Consider the following 16882-nt stretch of genomic DNA (forward strand, 5'->3'; position numbering starts at 1 on the left):
ATATGTACATTCCTTTCTTTCGCAAAATTAAAAGCAAAATTCTATTAAAAGTTCTATTAAATTATACCCTAGACAGTTAGTAATTTCAATAATCTTCACCCCAGGGGTATAAACTTTGGAAGAATTTACACCCCTGGGGTGAAAGCAAGGGTATTTTAATCTATTTAAAAAAAATTTTAAAAAGTTATTTATAAAAGAGGGAATTTTTATGTTAAAATAGAATAGTTAAGTTTAGTGGTTAAAAGTGGAGTAAAGTGGAGTAAATACAAAGTTTACTTGAATATGCTGAGATTAAAAAAGGAATAGTAAGTATAGGTGTATCAACTAGAGCTGAAATATGGAGTAAGAAAAGCGGCAGGAATATAATGATTCAAATATAGACTTTAATGAATTATAAGAACAAATGAGTAAACTAGGAATATAAACTTTTAGGAGGCAATTATGGAATTTAAGCATATACCAGTATTATTAGAAGAAACTATAGAATCACTTAATATAAAAAAAGATGGGATATATGTTGACTGTACAATTGGTGGAGGGGGTCATTCATATGAAATTGCAAAGAGGCTCTCTAAAGATGGAAGGTTAATAGGAGTAGACCAAGATACTTGTGCATTAAAAGCAGCATCTGAAAAATTGAAGGACTTTGATAATATTACATATGTTCATGATAACTTTTACAATTTAGATTCTATATTAAAAGAGCTGGGAATAAAAAAAGTAGATGGAATTATGATGGACCTTGGAGTATCTTCTTATCAACTTGATGAAACCGAGAGGGGATTTAGTTATATGAAAGATGCCCCTTTGGATATGAGAATGAACAGGGAAAATCAATTTTCAGCTTATGATGTTATAAATACATATAATGAAGATCAACTTTATGATGTAATTAAAAATTATGGTGAAGAAAAGTTTGCAAGGAGAATAGCAAGGTTAATATTAGAAAGAAGGATACAAGAACCTATAAAGACTACAGGAGAACTTGTGGAAATTATAAGATGTGCCATACCTAAAAAGTTTCAAAGAAAAGGCCATCCTGCAAAGAAAACATTTCAAGCTGTAAGAATAGAAGTAAATAAGGAACTCGATATACTAAATAAAGCTGTTGACAATAGCATTAGATTTTTAAATGAGGGTGGAAGGCTGTCTATCATAACTTTTCATTCCCTTGAAGATAGAAAGATAAAAGTTAAGTTTAAGGAATTAGAAAATCCATGTACGTGTCCGCGTGATTTTCCTATATGTGTATGTGGGAAAAAACCTTCAATTAAAATTATTACTAAAAAGCCAATTGAACCATCAGAAGAAGAAAGGGAAATTAATTCAAGAAGCAGAAGTGCAAAGCTTAGAGTAGCTCAGAAAATTTAGTTCTAAAGTTTACGAGGGGTGAATAAAGTGATAGTGGTGAATAAAGATACTATATCTGGAAATACTGTTTTGCAGCCTGAAGAGGTACCTGATTATGGTAAAGGCCAAGAAAAAAATCGTGAAAAAGAAAAACTAAAAAGAGAAAAACTGAGACAAAAAAGGATAAAAAATAAAGCTAAAATACTGAGAAACATCCTATTGATATTTGTAATAGGTTTATTGCTTGTAGGCAGATACTGTATAATCTATAATATGCAGACACAATTAAACTCTATAAATAATAATATAAGTAAGTTAAATAGTAAAAATGAACAATTGAAAGTTAATTTAGTTCAATACAATAATATTCAATATATAGAGAGTACAGCAATAAATAAATTACATATGGTATTTCCAAACAAGGCATCAATTGTCTATACGGATTTAGATAAAAAAAATATAAGCACAACTCCACAAAAAGAAAGTAGAGAGACTAAAGAACAAAATATATGGGATAAACTCATTAAATTTTTATATTAGTTAAATAGACACATGATTTTGTCTAAGCAATGCTTTTATGGAGGTAAAGTTTTTGACTAAAAGAGAATATAGAGATAAAGTTATTGTAAGAAAGAGAATGGTAATTATCTTTTGTTTTCTTTTATTATTAATTTGCGGACTCATAGGGAGAATGATATATGTAATGGTATATGAGTCACCTAAATTGAAATCAATTGCCATCGCACAGTGGACAAGCGAAGTAAAGATTGATGCTAAAAGAGGAAAGGTTTTGGATAAAAGTGGACACGAGCTTGCAATAAGTGCAAATGTCTATAGAGTTGATTTAGACATGAATACTTTGAGGCAGACTATGAAAGAAAAAAATTTATCTCAAGATCAAGTTGCATCTGAATTAGCTGCGGCTATGTCAATGGATAAAAATGAAGTTTCTAAAATTTTAAGTAAGACACTTCCAGGTGGACTGCCGCTTTCTTCAGTTAATTTAAAGAGAAGGGTAGAAAAAGAACAAGCAGATAATGTGAGAAACTTAAATTTAAATGGTGTTCTCATATCTGGAGATACTAAAAGATATTATCCTAATGGTAATTTTTTATCACATGTTTTAGGACATACTAATTCAGATGGAAATGGACTTACAGGTGTTGAACTTTACTATAATAAACAACTTTCTGGCACCCCAGGGGTTAGAATTTCGGAAACCGATAGAAAAAGCAAAGGGCTTCCATATACGATTTCTGATTATACAAAACCAGTTGATGGAGAGGACGTTGTTTTAACTATAGATGAAATGATTCAAAGCTTTTGTGAAAAAATTGCAGCTCAAACCTTGAATGATAATAAAGCTAAAGCTGTAAGTATAATTGTGATGAATCCTAAGAATGGTGAAATACTTGCTATGGTGAATAAACCGGATTACAATCCAAATGATCCGTGGATTGAAGGAAAATCATATGATGAACTTCAAAAAACGTGGAGAAACAGAGCGGTTAGTGATACCTTTGAACCAGGTTCTATATTTAAGGTAGTAACAGCTTCTGCAGCTTTGGAAGAGGGAATAGTAAATAAAGATACAAAGTTTTCATGTAATGGAAGTATAAAGATAGGAAATAAGACTATACACTGCTGGAAAAGTGCAGGTCATGGAGAACAAACATTTAGTGACATATTAAAAAATTCATGTAATGTAGGATTTGCACAGCTTGGAAAGATGATTGGAAAAGAAACTTTAAACAAGTATATACAAAAATTTGGTTTCGGACAGAAAACAGGTATAGATTTGCCTGGTGAAGCTAAAGGTATAATTAAAAAAACTCAGGATATAACTGATATAGATCTTGCTACCATATCTTTTGGGCAGGCAAATACAGTTTCAGCAGTTCAATATTTAACTGCATTTAATGCAATAGCAAATGGAGGTACCCTTATAAAACCCCATGTCATGAAAGAAATAACTCATTATGATGATACTAAAAAGGAAAATGTAGTTGATCAAACTTTTGATATCTCAGGCAGTAATAGTAAAAAAATCGTAGATTCTAGTAAAATGTCAGAATTGAGGGGATACCTTGAAAGAGTAGTATCAGAAGGCGGCGGAAAAAAAGCTTGTATAGAAGGCTACCATATAGCTGGTAAAACTGGAACTGCACAAAAAGCTGGAGTTGGAGGATACCAATCAGGAAAATATATATCTTCATTTGCTGGAATGGCACCAGCTAATGATCCAAAGGTAACAGTATTAGTATCTATAGATGAACCAGATCCATCTAACTATTATGCTGCTCAAACTGCAGCGCCTGCAGCTAAATTGGTTTTTAATGATATATTTAATTATATGGGTATAAAAGGTGACAAAAGCCAAGAAGAAGCAGCTAAGAGCATGTTAAAGGATGTGGTAATTCCAGATGTTAGAGGAATGAAAAAAGAGGATGCACAAAAATTATTAAAAGATAATGGTCTAAATGCAGAAGTTGATAATAATGGAGAGTATATAGTAGATATGAATCCTAAACCAGGGTATACAGTAAAAGAAGGTAGTAAAGTTATACTTTACACAGGAAGTGCAGAAAATTATAATAAAGTAGTAGCTGTTCCAGATATAACAGGATTGAGTCCACAAAAAGCAGTTGAAGTATTTCAAAGTGTAGGTTTAAAGGCAAACTTTGAAGGAGAAGGCATAGTATGTGATCAAAGTATCAAACCAGGGAAACAAGTTGAAAAGGGAACGGTTATAGATGTTGAAGCAGATCCTATAGGAGATTAATTTAAAAAAATAGAATGATTTGCTAAGTTAAATAGAGTAAAGTTCTGTTTAAAATTGATTTCTATGGTAAGATTAAAATATATAAAAGCTTATTTTTATATAAGGCATGCAATGTATAGATAAATAGCTGTAATTGCATGCCAATGCTATGTAATATTATTTAAGAATAAAAAAAGAGAGGTGTTTTACTATGAAATTAAAGCAAGTTCTTGATAATATTGAATATAAAGTTTTAAAAGGCAGCGAAGATCTAGACATAAGACAAATTCAATATGATTCAAGGGAAGTCAAAAAAGGGGATCTATTTGTTTGTATTGAAGGATATAGTACAGATGGTCATAAGTACATAAATAGTGCTGCTAAAAATGGAGCAACTGCAATAATATGCAGTAGAGAAGTAGAAAATTTACCTGATTGCACTATTTTAATGGTAGATGATAGTAGAAAAGTTCTTGCAAAGGCAGGGGCTAATTATTATGATAATCCTGCAGACAAACTTAAAATTATAGGAATTACAGGGACTAATGGCAAAACCACATCAACTTTTATGATGAAGTCAATTTTGGAAACTGCCGGATATAAAGTAGGGCTTGTAGGAACTATAGCTAATTATATAGGAAATAAAAAAGTACCAACTCACAGAACTACTCCTGAATCATTGGAACTTCAAAAGTTATTTAAGGAAATGGTAGATGAAGGTGTTGAGTATTGTGTTATGGAAGTTTCTTCACACTCACTTTATTTAAATAGAGTGTATGGAATTAAATTTTGTGAAGCAATATTTACAAATTTGACAAGAGATCATTTGGATTTCCACAAGACTTTTGAAAATTATTATAAAGCCAAGTTAATACTTTTTAAAAACACTTTAAATTCAATAGTAAACTTAGATGATACTTACGGAGATAGGGTATACAAAGATGCAGGTGGAAATAAAATTTCATATTCAATTAATAAAGATGCCAATGTCAGGGCAGATAATATACATATGCATTCAAGGGGAATAGAATTTGATTTAACATATAATAGCAAAGCAGTTCATATAAATTTAAATATACCAGGCAGATACAATGTTATGAATGCTCTTGGCAGTGCAGCTGCTTGTCTGAATGAAGGTATATCACTTGAAATAGTAAAAAAAGGTCTTGAAAATATGTTATATGTTCCAGGAAGGTGTGAGATAGTAACTCAAAATTATAATCTTGGATATGAAGTTATAGTAGATTATGCACATACTCCAGATGGTCTTCAAAATATATTAAATACAGCAAGAGAATTTACTAAAGGCAGACTTATAAGTGTTTTTGGATGTGGAGGAGATAGGGATAATACTAAAAGACCTATTATGGGTAAGATTGGAACTGACTTAAGTGATATTGCAGTAATTACTTCAGATAATCCAAGAACAGAAGATCCAATGTCTATAATAAAAGAAGTTACAGCAGGAGTTGAAAAAGACAACTATATAGTAATAGAAAACAGAAGAGAAGCTATAAAGAAAGCTATGGAGATGGCTAAAAAGGATGATGTTATAGTAGTAGCTGGAAAAGGTCATGAAGATTATCAAATATTAAAGGATAAAACCATACATTTTGATGAAAGAGAGGTAGTAAGTGAAATAGTAAAAGAACTTAACAAGTAGATAAAATAATTAATAACAAAGGAAGAACAAGTTAAGGGGGAGGTGAATATACTCTAATCTATATTTTTGATTAGGGTAAGTTAAATTGAATAAATTAATATATTCGGTATTAGTCGCATTTTTTATATCTTTATTAGAAGGACCTATTTTGATTCCACTACTACATAAACTGAAATTTGGTCAGAATATAAGGGAAGAAGGACCCAAAAGCCATATGAAAAAGGCAGGTACGCCTACTATGGGAGGAATAATATTTATACTATCTACATTTATTGCAATGGCTATTATTGTAAGAAAGCCAAGTGATGAAGCAATGGTTGTATTATATTCTTTTGTGGCATTTGGAGCAATAGGTGCAATAGATGATTTTTTGAAAATTTATCATAAAAATAATTTGGGACTTAGAGCTTATCAAAAGATGCTTTTAATTTTAATTGTGTCGGGTATTTTTGCATATTATGCATATAAAAATCCTTATATAGGTACATCAATAATAGTTCCATTTTTGCATAAGTCATGGAATCTTGGAAGTATGTATATTCCATTTGTTATATTTTACTTTGCTGCTACAACAAATGCAGTCAACTTAACTGATGGATTAGATGGACTTGCAACGTCTGTTACACTTTTAGTTATGACATTCTTTGGACTTGTAAGTTTTGCAATGGGCCATTACACTTTGGCTATATTTTGTGCAGTTTTATCTGGGGCTTTACTAGGATTTTTAAAGTACAATGCTTTTCCCGCACAAGTATTTATGGGCGATACAGGTTCTCTAGCTTTGGGAGGAGCTGTGGCAACTACAGCATTGATACTAAAACTGCCATTACTGGTTATAATAGTAGGTGGAATATATGTTTTGGAAGCTTTATCCGTTTTAATTCAAGTAACTTCATTTAAACTAACAGGAAAAAGAGTATTTAAAATGAGTCCTATACATCATCACTTTGAACTATCGGGCTGGCATGAAACTAAGGTTGTTTCAATGTTTTGTATAGTTACTGTATTACTTTGCTTACTAGGATTCTTGTCACTATAATTTGTATTAAGTAGTTTTGATTGCCTAAGTTAGTAATTTTATTAGGAGGAAATAGGTATATTATGAAGATAAGTAAACCTACTATTAAAACTGGATCTATTGATTTTATATTATTTTCAACTATAATGCTTCTAGTTGCTATTGGAGTAGTTATGGTGTATAGTGCCAGTTCATATAGTGCTTTTTTTAATCCTAACATAAAGGACAGCACTTACTTTTTAAAGAAACAGGGAGCTGCAGCACTAATAGGTATGGTCTGTATGTTTGCAACTATAAAGATAGACTATCATAAGATAAAAAGGTATACTACAATACTTATGATAATAACTGCAGGATTGCTAGCAGTAGTTCTTGCATTTGAACCTGTAAATGGTGCTACTAGATGGATTCAGCTTGGTCCGCTTTCTTTTCAACCTTCTGAAATAGCAAAATACATTGTTGTAATATATATGGCAAAGAGTATACCTAAAAAGGGTGAAAAAATAAAAACACTGACTTATGGAATAGTTCCATATATTATAACTTCCGGATTTTATGCTGGAATGGTATTTGTAGAAAAAAATTTGAGTATTGCAGTAATAATAATGTTAGTTACTTTGATTATATTGTATATATCAGGAACTAAAACATCTCATATTCTTGGATTAATAGGTTTAGTCGCTTTGTGCGGCGCAGCAGGCATAATCTTCGAACCATATAGGATGGCAAGATTTACAAGTTTCCTTGATCCATGGAAAGATCCTAAAAAAGATGGATATCAATTAATTCAATCTCTTTTGGCTTTGGGATCAGGTGGAATATGGGGAGTAGGGCTTGGAAAGTCAAGGCAAAAGTGTTATTACATACCTGAACCTCATAATGATTTTATATTTTCAATAATTGGTGAAGAACTTGGTTTAATAGGATGTACTTTAGTAGTTACATTGTTTGTAGTATTTATATGGAGGGGCATAGTTACAGCTGTAAAAGCTAAGGATGCTTATGGAACACTTTTAGCAGCTGGTATAACATCAGTTATATCAATACAAGCAATAATAAATATAGCCGTTGTAACAGGAGCAATGCCAGTAACAGGAGTTCCACTTCCATTTATAAGTTATGGAGGGTCATCGCTTGTAATTAATTTAATAGCAGTAGGTATACTTCTTAACATATCACGTCAAAAAACAAATACTTAAACTTTAATTTTAAAATGCTGCCAAATTATAACCTAGTTTAATTTGACAGCATTTTTTACCATAATATTAAGCAATTTATATAAGATTTAATAAATATTTTAGTGAAATTTAATAAAGTAAGTGTTATTATATTTATAGTAAAATGATTCAACTTTGTATGTAAGGTGGTTAGTTGGTCGATGGGATTATTATTAAAAAAAACGGATAATGAATTAATCCTAAGGCGCAGGAGACGTATAAGATTAAAAAAGTTAATTATGGCATTTATATTGTTAGTATCTTTATGTGTTATACTTTGTTTGAAGCTCCCGTACTTCAATATAAGTAATATTGAGGTTTATGGGAGTAAAAATATTCCTAAAAGTAGTATAATTGAGTCATCTAAAATATATTACGGTAATAATATATTTTATGTTAATTCTAGAAGTGCTGCCAACAATATTTTAAGTAATCCGTATATGTCAAATGTAAATATAGATAGAAAGTTTCCTTCTACAATACAAATAAATGTAAAAGAGAGACAAGCATTTTTTTATGTTATGGCAGACAACAAATATTTCGTTATAGATGAAAATGGAATTTTGCTTGAAAAAAGAAATGATGTAAGTAACATGAAGTTAATTAAATTAAATGGCATTAATTTAGGTAAAAAAGAAATTGGTAAGCCCGTTGAAAATGGCGATAAGAGGAAGATAGATATTATAAATTCCCTATCTAATATATTTAAAGATAGCAGCATAGCATCTAATATTACTTTAGTTGATGTAAGCAATTCTATTGACTTAAAAGTGTATTATAGGAACATATGCATAAAACTTGGGGATGAAGAAAATATTGAGCAAAGGTTCAATAGGGCTTTAAATATAATTCAGAAACAACAATTACAAGATGCAAATGGATACATTAATGTAAGTTTTAATGGCAATCCTGTATTTTTCATTCAAAATTAGGAGGATATTATTGTATGCGTAAAGTTAGTTCTCAAATTAGTATAGCTGTAGTTTGTGGAATATTAGGATTTATGCTTGCATATCAGTTCAAAGCTTTGATGAAACAAGATAATGCTTTTAATTTATCCAATAAGAACAGCACAGATGTTACTGTAGAAATTGAACAGTATAAAAAAGAAAAAGATGAACTGAATTCTAAAATAAATACTTTGGAAAATCAAATTAAAAATTATGAAGAAGCAGCTGCAGGCAAGAGTGATGCCACTAAAAATCTCCTAAAGGAAGTTGAAGATAGCAGGATATTAACGGGATCTACTGATGTAACGGGACCTGGTATAATAATTTATTTGACACCAAATAATGCATTGTTTGGAAACGATAATTTAAATGATCATATAACAGATAAGCATCTTGTTTATTTAGTCAATGAATTAAGATTTGCTGGTGCAGAAGCTATATCTATAAATGATATAAGGATTGTTTCAAGGACAGGAATTAGAAGTGCAGGTAATTACATTTTGATAAATGATGAAAAAATATCACCATCATCTAAAATAGTTATACAAGCTATTGGAGATGAAAAATTATTAAATAGTGCCATGAGTTTTCCAGAAGTCTTTGCAGATTTCAAAGGATTATGTGACGTTAAATTTGAAAAATCTGATAATATTAATATAAAAAAATGTAATAAAACTTATAAGTTTGAATATGCAAAACCAGTAAGTTAAGTCATGGAGGTGTTATTTTGCTAGGATTTATTGGACTTATAATAGGAATTATTCTAGGTATTGTATGGAATGTAAATATTCCTGATAAATTTTCTCCATATATGTCAGTTGCCATACTTGCTTGTTTGGATTCAGTTTTTGGAGCTGTAAAAGGAAGTCTGCTTAAAAATTTTCAAGCTGATATATTTATATCTGGTTTTTTTGGAAATGCTGTTTTAGCTGCAGCTCTTGCTTATCTTGGAGATAAATTAGGTGTTCCTATATATCTTGCTGCTGTAATAGTTTTTGGAGGAAGAATTTTTGATAATTTTGCAGCTATAAGAAGACTTTTGATAGAAAAAGCTAGATCACGGCAGTGAGGTGAAATAGATGAAAAGTAATGAAGCTAATATATTTGTCTTTATAGCTTCTATAATAATAGGTATATTGATATCCATGAACATCAGTTTTAGAAGTAAACCCAACAGGGTGATTTTGAATGCCAAACAATATCAAGATGCTTATAATTATAAAAATAAACTTTATAATGAGGTAGTTGGACTTATTAATCAGTATAATGGTTATTCATCTAAAATTAAAAAGTATAAAAGTGATAGTCAGAGTCAGGAAAAAATTACGAATAATATGAAGGAAGAATTAAATGAGAATAATATTTTGTTAGGTAAAGTTGCACTCGAGGGTCAGGGAATAATGATAACTCTAGATGATGCAAGTACAGCAGGTGCTGCTAATCAGTTTGAATATCAACTTAGAATTATACATAACACTGATATAATACAGATTATAAATGATTTAAAGAATTCTGGTGCTGAAGCCATATCATTAAATGGACAGAGAATTATAGATAGAAGTGAAGTATATTGCAGCGGTCCATTTTTAAGGATAAATGGTGTAAAAATAGCAGCTCCTTTTGAAATCTATGCAATTGGGAATAAAGATGTAATGTATAATTATATGGTATCTAACGAAAACTATCTAAAAACTTTAATTATGAGAAAGATAAAGGTAAATGTGCAGCAACTTGATAATGTTAAAGTTCCAGCGTATAACGGAGAAGAAGATATAAAATTTATAAAGAATGAAAGTTAGTTAATCATATGAAAAGATCAATTTAGTTTTTAGGTATCTTAAATATATATTCAAAAATGATTAATTTTATGAAGGAATTTTAAAATATGTGAAGAATACTATAATAATGTATATTGACATTAAAGGAGACGATAAGGTTGTCAATTGAGGAAAATATTAAAACTGTTAAAAATAATTTGCCTGAAGGGGTAACTTTAATAGCTGTTTCTAAAACCAAGCCTGCATGTGATATACAAGAAGCGTATGACTTAGGTGTTAGAGATTTTGGTGAGAATAAAGTACAAGAGCTTGTAGATAAATATGATAAGCTGCCGCATGATATAAGATGGCATTTAATAGGGCATCTTCAGAGAAATAAGGTAAAGTACATTGTTGGAAAAGTACACCTCATTCATTCGTTAGACAGTGTACGATTATTGAATGAAATAGAAAAGCAGTACAAACAAAGTAATGCAGTTTGCAATGCTTTAATCCAAATAAATATTGGAAAAGAAGATAGCAAGACAGGAATCTACTTAGAAAATTTAGAAGAATTAATAAAGAATTGTGAACAATGCACGAATGTTAAGATTAAAGGACTTATGGCTGTAATTCCAAAGGGAAATGAAGAAATTTGTAGAAATTACTTTAGGCAAATGAAGGATATATTTGAAAGCTTACGCCAAAGAAAGTTTAAAAACATAGAGATGAAAATTTTATCTATGGGTATGACCCACGATTATCAGTATGCAATAGAGGAGGGCTCTAATATGGTAAGAGTTGGGGAAGGTATATTTGGAAAGAGAAATTATAACAATAAATAGAGGAGGAGTATTAAAATGGCTGGTAAAGTACTAAATAAAATGATGGGACTTTTGGGATTGGAAGATGACTTGGATGATGAAGAAATAGAAGAAACTGAAGATAGTGTAGAACAGAAAAAGGCAGCAAATGACGATCTTTTTGTAGAGCCCGTTGTATCAACTTCAAAAAAACAAAATAAGGTTGTAAGTATACATACTACGATTTCAGCAAAAGTTAAAATTGTAAAGCCAACTAGCTACGAAGAAGCAGCTGACATATGTGACGAGCTTAAAAACAGAAAAATTTTAGTTATAAATACTACGGATTTGGAAACAAGAACAGCACAGAGACTCTTAGATTTTATGGGTGGTTCAAGTTATGCATTAGGTGGAGATTTAGAAGAAGTTGAAAAAGGAGTTTATATATTATCACCATCAACTGTAGAAGTAAGTAATGATTTTAAAAATGAACTATCAACTAAGGGGATTTTTGGCTGGAACAAATAACGTTTGGAGGAAAAGATGATAGGTGGTACTTTAAGTATAGCATTGTCTTTATTGTTTAGATTTATAGAAATAGCTATAATATTAGATGTGATATTTTCATGGATTATGCCGGGGAGAAGTAATGTTCTTCTTGACATAATTCATGTGTTTACTGAACCATTTATGATTCCAGGGAGAAAAATTCAAGAAAAAATTATACCTGGTTTCAGAATTGATTTTTCACCAATATTAGCTCTGCTCATATTGGATTTACTGGAAAGGATAGTATTTAGTATATTATGAATAAAAAGACTTTTATGGGTAAGATGAAATCTGCAGGCGATAATATAGCTTCTAATATCTATGAAAAAGTTCTTTTGGCTCAAAATATAAATAAAACAGTATATATGACTGAATTTTCAACACCTAATGTGTGGAAGATACTCGAAGATATTTCCCATGAACTCAATATAGGAGTTTATAGTTATGGAATATTTGAAGATGCACAGAGAAAGATGATAGCTTTTTCTTATGATGATGTACTTGACTATCCTATAACTCTTATGAGGATAGACAAGAAATCGAAATTTTGTAAGCTTAAGCATAGAGATTATCTTGGTGCAATTATGTCACTTGGAATAAAGAGAGAAAAGTTTGGAGATTTGATTGTGAAAGGAGATTCATGCTATTTGGCAGTTCAATGTGAAATTGCTGATTACATAAGGATGAATTTGACTGCCATAGGAAAATCTCCTTGTGAAGTAAGTATATTAAATATAAATGATTGTGAAATTCCCGTATACGACTTTCAAGATATTGTTGTGAATGTTTCCTCTCTTAGAGTTGATTGTGTAATTAGTTCTTTGTGTAATATATCAAGAAATAAAGCAGAAGATTTAATTAGAAGCGATAAAGTACTTATAAATTATTCGAGAAATTTTAAAAGGGATAGTATTTTAAAATGTGATTGTATATTAACTATAAGTGGATATGGAAAATATAAATTAGTAGAAGATATAGGATGGACAGGCAGTGGAAAAACTAAAATTTTGATAAAAAAATTTATTTGATTTGAGGTGTTCACAATGGGAATTACATCTATGGAAATAACAGAAAAAGATTTTAAAAAAGTTTTAAGAGGTTATAGTGTAGACGAGGTAGATGAATTTTTAGATAATGTATCTGAAGATTATGAAGCTATTTGTAGGGAAAATTCAAGTTTAAAAGAAAAGCTGGGAAATATACAAGAAAAGGTAGATCATTATAACAAAATGGAAAATACTATACAAAATACTTTGCTTTTAGCGCAAAATGCTTCAGAGCAAACTAGGGAAAATGCTAAGAAGGAAAGTGAGCTTATAATAAAGAATGCAAATGAAGCTGCACAGAGAATAATTGATAAAGCTCATAGTGATATAATACAGATAAATGATGAATTTGAAAAAGTTAAACAGGATTTTTGTAAATTTAGAACTAAGTACAGAGGTTTTATAACTTCTCAATTAGAGATGTTTGATGACATGGAAAAGGAATTTGTTAAAAACTATAACATAGGTTATGAAACTAATGAGAATACAAATGAGAATGCAATTGTAGAATGTGAAAAAAGAAGTATAAGTGATGATACTTTACATGAAAAGGAAATAGAAGAGGTTTCAGATGATAAAAATTCAAATTCTCAAGTGAATGTTACAGATGATGAGGATTTAGATGATAAAGATGCAGTGTCTGGGTTTTTAAATGATGAAAATGAACTGCAGGAAATTAAGAATTTTTTTGTAAAAGGTTAGTAAAAAACCTCACTCATATGAGTGAGATTTTTTTATGATAAATATACAACATTGATTATTTAGGGGGTATTTAAAATGACAATTGGAATAATAGGAGCAATGGATGAAGAGTTAGAATTGTTATTAAAAGAAATGAAAATAGAAAAGAGTCAAGTTAAAGCTAACATGACTTTTAATTTTGGAAAATTGTATAATAAAAATTTAGTTATAGTAAGGTGCGGAATAGGAAAGGTAAATGCAGCAGTTTGTGCACAAATTTTAATAGATGATTTTAATGTTGATAAAATCATAAACGTAGGCATTGCAGGCGGCATAGGAAAAAATGTATATCCCGGCGACATTGTTATTGCAGATAATTTAGTTCAGCATGATATGGATGCATCTGGATTTGGTGATCCTGTGGGACAAGTACCAAGGCTTGATACTTTTCAATTTAATTGTGATGATGAATTAATATGTAAAGCTAAAAAGGCGTTTGAAAAAATATCAGATCATAAGAGTTTTGTTGGAAGAATAGTAACGGGAGACCAATTTATATCTGATACATGTAAAATAAAGTGGCTAAATGAAAAATTTGATGCACTTGCATGTGAAATGGAAGGTGGAAGTATTGCTCAAGTTTGTCACTTGAATAATGTACCTTTTGTTGTAATAAGATCTATATCTGACAATGCAAATAATGGTGCTCACATGGATTATGAAAAATTTGCACCAATAGCCATTAAAAATTCTACTGAAATTTTGAAAAATATGCTTTTTGATTAAAATTGTACATAATTTAAGAATTCATAATTATAGAATAAATGATTTTTTTTTAGTTAAAATATATATATGTTGAAATATAGTTGAGAGGTGTCTATAATTATGAATGATAAATTATTACAAGATTTCAAAGATAAATTAAAAAAACAAAGAGATGCAGCATGTGATTTATTAGAACAAATGGAAAAGAATGAAACCATAAAGTCTAATAATGAAATAGCAAATGAGCTGTCCCTTTATGACAATCATCCTGCTGATAATGCCGGCCCAATATATGATAGGCAAAGAGGGATGGTTCTCCAAAAAAATGAGACAGTTATAGTAAAAAAAATAGATGAAGCACTTCATAATATAGAAAATGGAACTTATGGAATGTGTAAAAGATGTGGAAAGGAAATAGATACAAGTAGGCTGGAATTTGTTCCATATGCAGAGTATTGTGTTGACTGCCAGAAAATTCTTGACAGCAAAAAACCCAGCGAAAGAAATAATAGACCTCCGGAAGAAGAAGTACTTAAGGATACTGTGGATAATGGATACGATGGATATCATGATCAAGTAGAATTTGATATGGAAGACAGTTACCAGTCAGTTGGAAAATTTAATAGAAGAAAAAATATAGTTGAAGAATATGTGGATGAAGATGAAAGGTATACTGATCCTATAGAGAGGATAAGTAATGGTCAATATAAAAGCCAACTGCCTTAGCTTAATTGGCTTTTAAAGCTGCCTATTACACTTTAGCGGTGGGGGGAAGTAAATGGAATTTTTATTTATTGTACTAGTATTGATATTAGATAGATTAACAAAATTGTGGGCTCTAAATGTGCTTACAGCAGTTCCAGAAATAGTTGTTATTAAAAACTTTCTAAGTTTTTCATATTTAGAAAATAGAGGCGCCGCATTTGGTATATTACAAAATAAAGTATCTCTCTTAGTTATAGTTACACTTGTGGTAGTTATAGGAATTATATATTATCTTATAAAATACAAGCCTAGTTCAAGATTATTAAAATTAAGTTTATCACTTATAATAGGAGGAGCACTTGGAAATTTATTTGACAGGATATTTTATAAGTATGTAGTAGATTTTATATTGATACATTATAAGGATGTATTTTATTTTCCAACATTTAATGCAGCTGACATGGCGGTAGTTATAGGTACTTTTTTGCTTATATTTTACTTAATAAAGGAAGATGAAAATGGAAAATAAAAGGTTTGTCGTAGATAATGACTTTAACAATAAAAGATTAGACATATTTTTAACTAAGTGCATTGATGATAAGTCTAGATCTCATATTCAAGGACTTATATCAGATGGTATGGTAAAGGTAAATGGAATCGTAAAGAAGAGCAATTATAAGTTAAAGCAGGAAGATAGTGTAGAAATTACAATTCCTGATCCGGTTAGTTTAAATATAGAACCTGAAGATATAAAATTAGATATATTGTATGAAGATAGTGATTTAATAGTTGTGAATAAACCACAGGGGATGATAGTACACCCAGCTCCGGGAGTTTATAGTGGAACTTTAGTAAATGCACTTTTAAATCACTGTAAGGACTTATCTGGAATAAATGGAGTTATGAGACCTGGAATAGTTCATAGAATTGATAAGGATACATCAGGGGTTTTAGTAGCAGCTAAAAATGATAATGCACATAATAAATTAGCTTATCAATTTAAAGAACATTCAATTACCAGAGAATATTTAGCCTTAACTGAAGGGATTGTTAAAGAAGATGGAACTATAGATGCTCCACTTGGAAGGCATCCCGTAGATAGAATAAAAATTGCTGTTGTAAATAATGGAAGAAGGGCAGTAACTCATTATAGTGTCCTGGAAAAATTTAAGAAGAACACTCTTATAAAATGTGTTTTGGAAACAGGAAGAACACATCAAATAAGGGTACATATGTCTTATATAGGACATCCATTAGTAGGTGATCCCGTATACGGATATAAAAAGCAAAGATTTAATTTAAAAGGACAAATCCTTCATGCTAGAAAGTTAGGTTTTATACATCCTACTAAAAATGAATATATGGAGTTTGAAATTGATATTCCACCGTATTTTAAAAGAATTTTAAATATTTTACGATCGGAGTTGAAATGACCTAACTTATATGATAAAATAGCAGTGGTTAATAGAGATGTTTAATTGTATTAAAAATTTAAAAACCCTTTAAAAGTGATCCAGTGAGGTCGTAAGGTTTTATAGCAGTTTGCAATATAAGAGATAAACTATGTCCATACTCACTGAGTATGGACTTTATTTTTATAAAATTTAATTCTAACTT

At 30.1% G+C, this 16882-nt stretch carries 19 protein-coding genes and 1 pseudogene; all 20 read left to right on the forward strand.

Annotated elements, in window-relative coordinates; translation table 11 throughout:
• Positions 1-266 precede the first annotated feature (266 nt).
• Positions 267-397 (forward strand): annotated as a pseudogene (locus EBB51_RS13845) (cell division/cell wall cluster transcriptional repressor MraZ); the annotation flags it as partial.
• A gap of 44 nt (positions 398-441) precedes the next feature.
• The gene (rsmH, locus tag EBB51_RS05415) at positions 442-1371 is read left to right on the forward strand and encodes a 16S rRNA (cytosine(1402)-N(4))-methyltransferase RsmH (RefSeq protein WP_123053527.1); all 930 of its coding nucleotides are present in this window, start codon (positions 442-444) and stop codon (positions 1369-1371) included.
• Positions 1372-1398: 27 nt separating this feature from the next.
• Positions 1399-1890 (forward strand): septum formation initiator family protein, encoded by a 492-nt coding sequence (locus EBB51_RS05420; RefSeq protein ID WP_123053528.1) that lies wholly within the window; start codon positions 1399-1401, stop codon positions 1888-1890.
• 52 nt (positions 1891-1942) lie between these two features.
• Positions 1943-4132 carry a stage V sporulation protein D gene (locus tag EBB51_RS05425; protein WP_123053529.1) on the forward strand — a complete coding sequence of 730 codons (2190 nt, stop codon included), beginning with the start codon at positions 1943-1945 and terminating at the stop codon, positions 4130-4132.
• A gap of 190 nt (positions 4133-4322) precedes the next feature.
• Positions 4323-5774 (forward strand): UDP-N-acetylmuramoyl-L-alanyl-D-glutamate--2,6-diaminopimelate ligase, encoded by a 1452-nt coding sequence (locus tag EBB51_RS05430; protein ID WP_123053530.1) that lies wholly within the window; start codon positions 4323-4325, stop codon positions 5772-5774.
• A gap of 85 nt (positions 5775-5859) precedes the next feature.
• Positions 5860-6813: a phospho-N-acetylmuramoyl-pentapeptide-transferase gene (gene mraY, locus EBB51_RS05435; RefSeq protein WP_123053531.1), complete on the forward strand. Its 954-nt coding sequence runs from the start codon at positions 5860-5862 to the stop codon at positions 6811-6813.
• A 62-nt stretch (positions 6814-6875) separates the two neighbouring features.
• On the forward strand, positions 6876-7991 hold the full coding sequence (spoVE, locus tag EBB51_RS05440; protein ID WP_123053532.1) for a stage V sporulation protein E: 1116 nt from the start codon (positions 6876-6878) through the stop codon (positions 7989-7991).
• Positions 7992-8170: 179 nt separating this feature from the next.
• The gene (locus tag EBB51_RS05445; protein WP_123053533.1) at positions 8171-8941 is read left to right on the forward strand and encodes an FtsQ-type POTRA domain-containing protein; all 771 of its coding nucleotides are present in this window, start codon (positions 8171-8173) and stop codon (positions 8939-8941) included.
• 14 nt (positions 8942-8955) lie between these two features.
• The gene (locus EBB51_RS05450) at positions 8956-9669 is read left to right on the forward strand and encodes a DUF881 domain-containing protein (protein ID WP_123053534.1); all 714 of its coding nucleotides are present in this window, start codon (positions 8956-8958) and stop codon (positions 9667-9669) included.
• 17 nt (positions 9670-9686) lie between these two features.
• Entirely contained in the window at positions 9687-10028 is a 342-nt protein-coding gene (locus tag EBB51_RS05455) for a small basic family protein (protein ID WP_123053535.1), read from the forward strand.
• Between the two features lie 10 nt (positions 10029-10038).
• Positions 10039-10758 (forward strand): DUF881 domain-containing protein, encoded by a 720-nt coding sequence (locus tag EBB51_RS05460; protein ID WP_123053536.1) that lies wholly within the window; start codon positions 10039-10041, stop codon positions 10756-10758.
• A gap of 137 nt (positions 10759-10895) precedes the next feature.
• The gene (locus EBB51_RS05465) at positions 10896-11561 is read left to right on the forward strand and encodes a YggS family pyridoxal phosphate-dependent enzyme (RefSeq protein WP_123053537.1); all 666 of its coding nucleotides are present in this window, start codon (positions 10896-10898) and stop codon (positions 11559-11561) included.
• Positions 11562-11576: 15 nt separating this feature from the next.
• Positions 11577-12047 (forward strand): cell division protein SepF, encoded by a 471-nt coding sequence (gene sepF, locus EBB51_RS05470; protein WP_123053538.1) that lies wholly within the window; start codon positions 11577-11579, stop codon positions 12045-12047.
• Positions 12048-12062: 15 nt separating this feature from the next.
• Complete coding sequence (locus EBB51_RS05475) at positions 12063-12329, forward strand: YggT family protein (protein ID WP_123053539.1); 267 nt, start codon at positions 12063-12065, stop codon at positions 12327-12329.
• A complete protein-coding gene (locus EBB51_RS05480; protein WP_123053540.1) occupies positions 12326-13096 on the forward strand; it encodes a YlmH/Sll1252 family protein in 771 nt (256 codons plus the stop codon). Before EBB51_RS05475 ends, EBB51_RS05480 begins: the two co-directional genes overlap by 4 nt.
• A 15-nt stretch (positions 13097-13111) precedes the next feature.
• Positions 13112-13816, forward strand: coding sequence for a DivIVA domain-containing protein (locus EBB51_RS05485; RefSeq protein ID WP_123053541.1), 705 nt, complete (start codon positions 13112-13114; stop codon positions 13814-13816).
• Positions 13817-13891: 75 nt separating this feature from the next.
• Positions 13892-14581, forward strand: coding sequence for a 5'-methylthioadenosine/adenosylhomocysteine nucleosidase (locus EBB51_RS05490; protein WP_123053542.1), 690 nt, complete (start codon positions 13892-13894; stop codon positions 14579-14581).
• 99 nt (positions 14582-14680) lie between these two features.
• Positions 14681-15286, forward strand: coding sequence for a TraR/DksA C4-type zinc finger protein (locus tag EBB51_RS05495; protein WP_123053543.1), 606 nt, complete (start codon positions 14681-14683; stop codon positions 15284-15286).
• 52 nt (positions 15287-15338) lie between these two features.
• On the forward strand, positions 15339-15794 hold the full coding sequence (gene lspA, locus EBB51_RS05500) for a signal peptidase II (protein WP_123053544.1): 456 nt from the start codon (positions 15339-15341) through the stop codon (positions 15792-15794).
• On the forward strand, positions 15784-16698 hold the full coding sequence (locus tag EBB51_RS05505; protein WP_123053545.1) for an RluA family pseudouridine synthase: 915 nt from the start codon (positions 15784-15786) through the stop codon (positions 16696-16698). Before lspA ends, EBB51_RS05505 begins: the two co-directional genes overlap by 11 nt.
• Positions 16699-16882 lie beyond the last annotated feature (184 nt).

It is taken from the genome of Clostridium sp. JN-1 (genome assembly GCF_003718715.1).
In the GTDB taxonomy this organism is placed as follows: Bacteria; Bacillota; Clostridia; order Clostridiales; family Clostridiaceae; genus Clostridium_AV.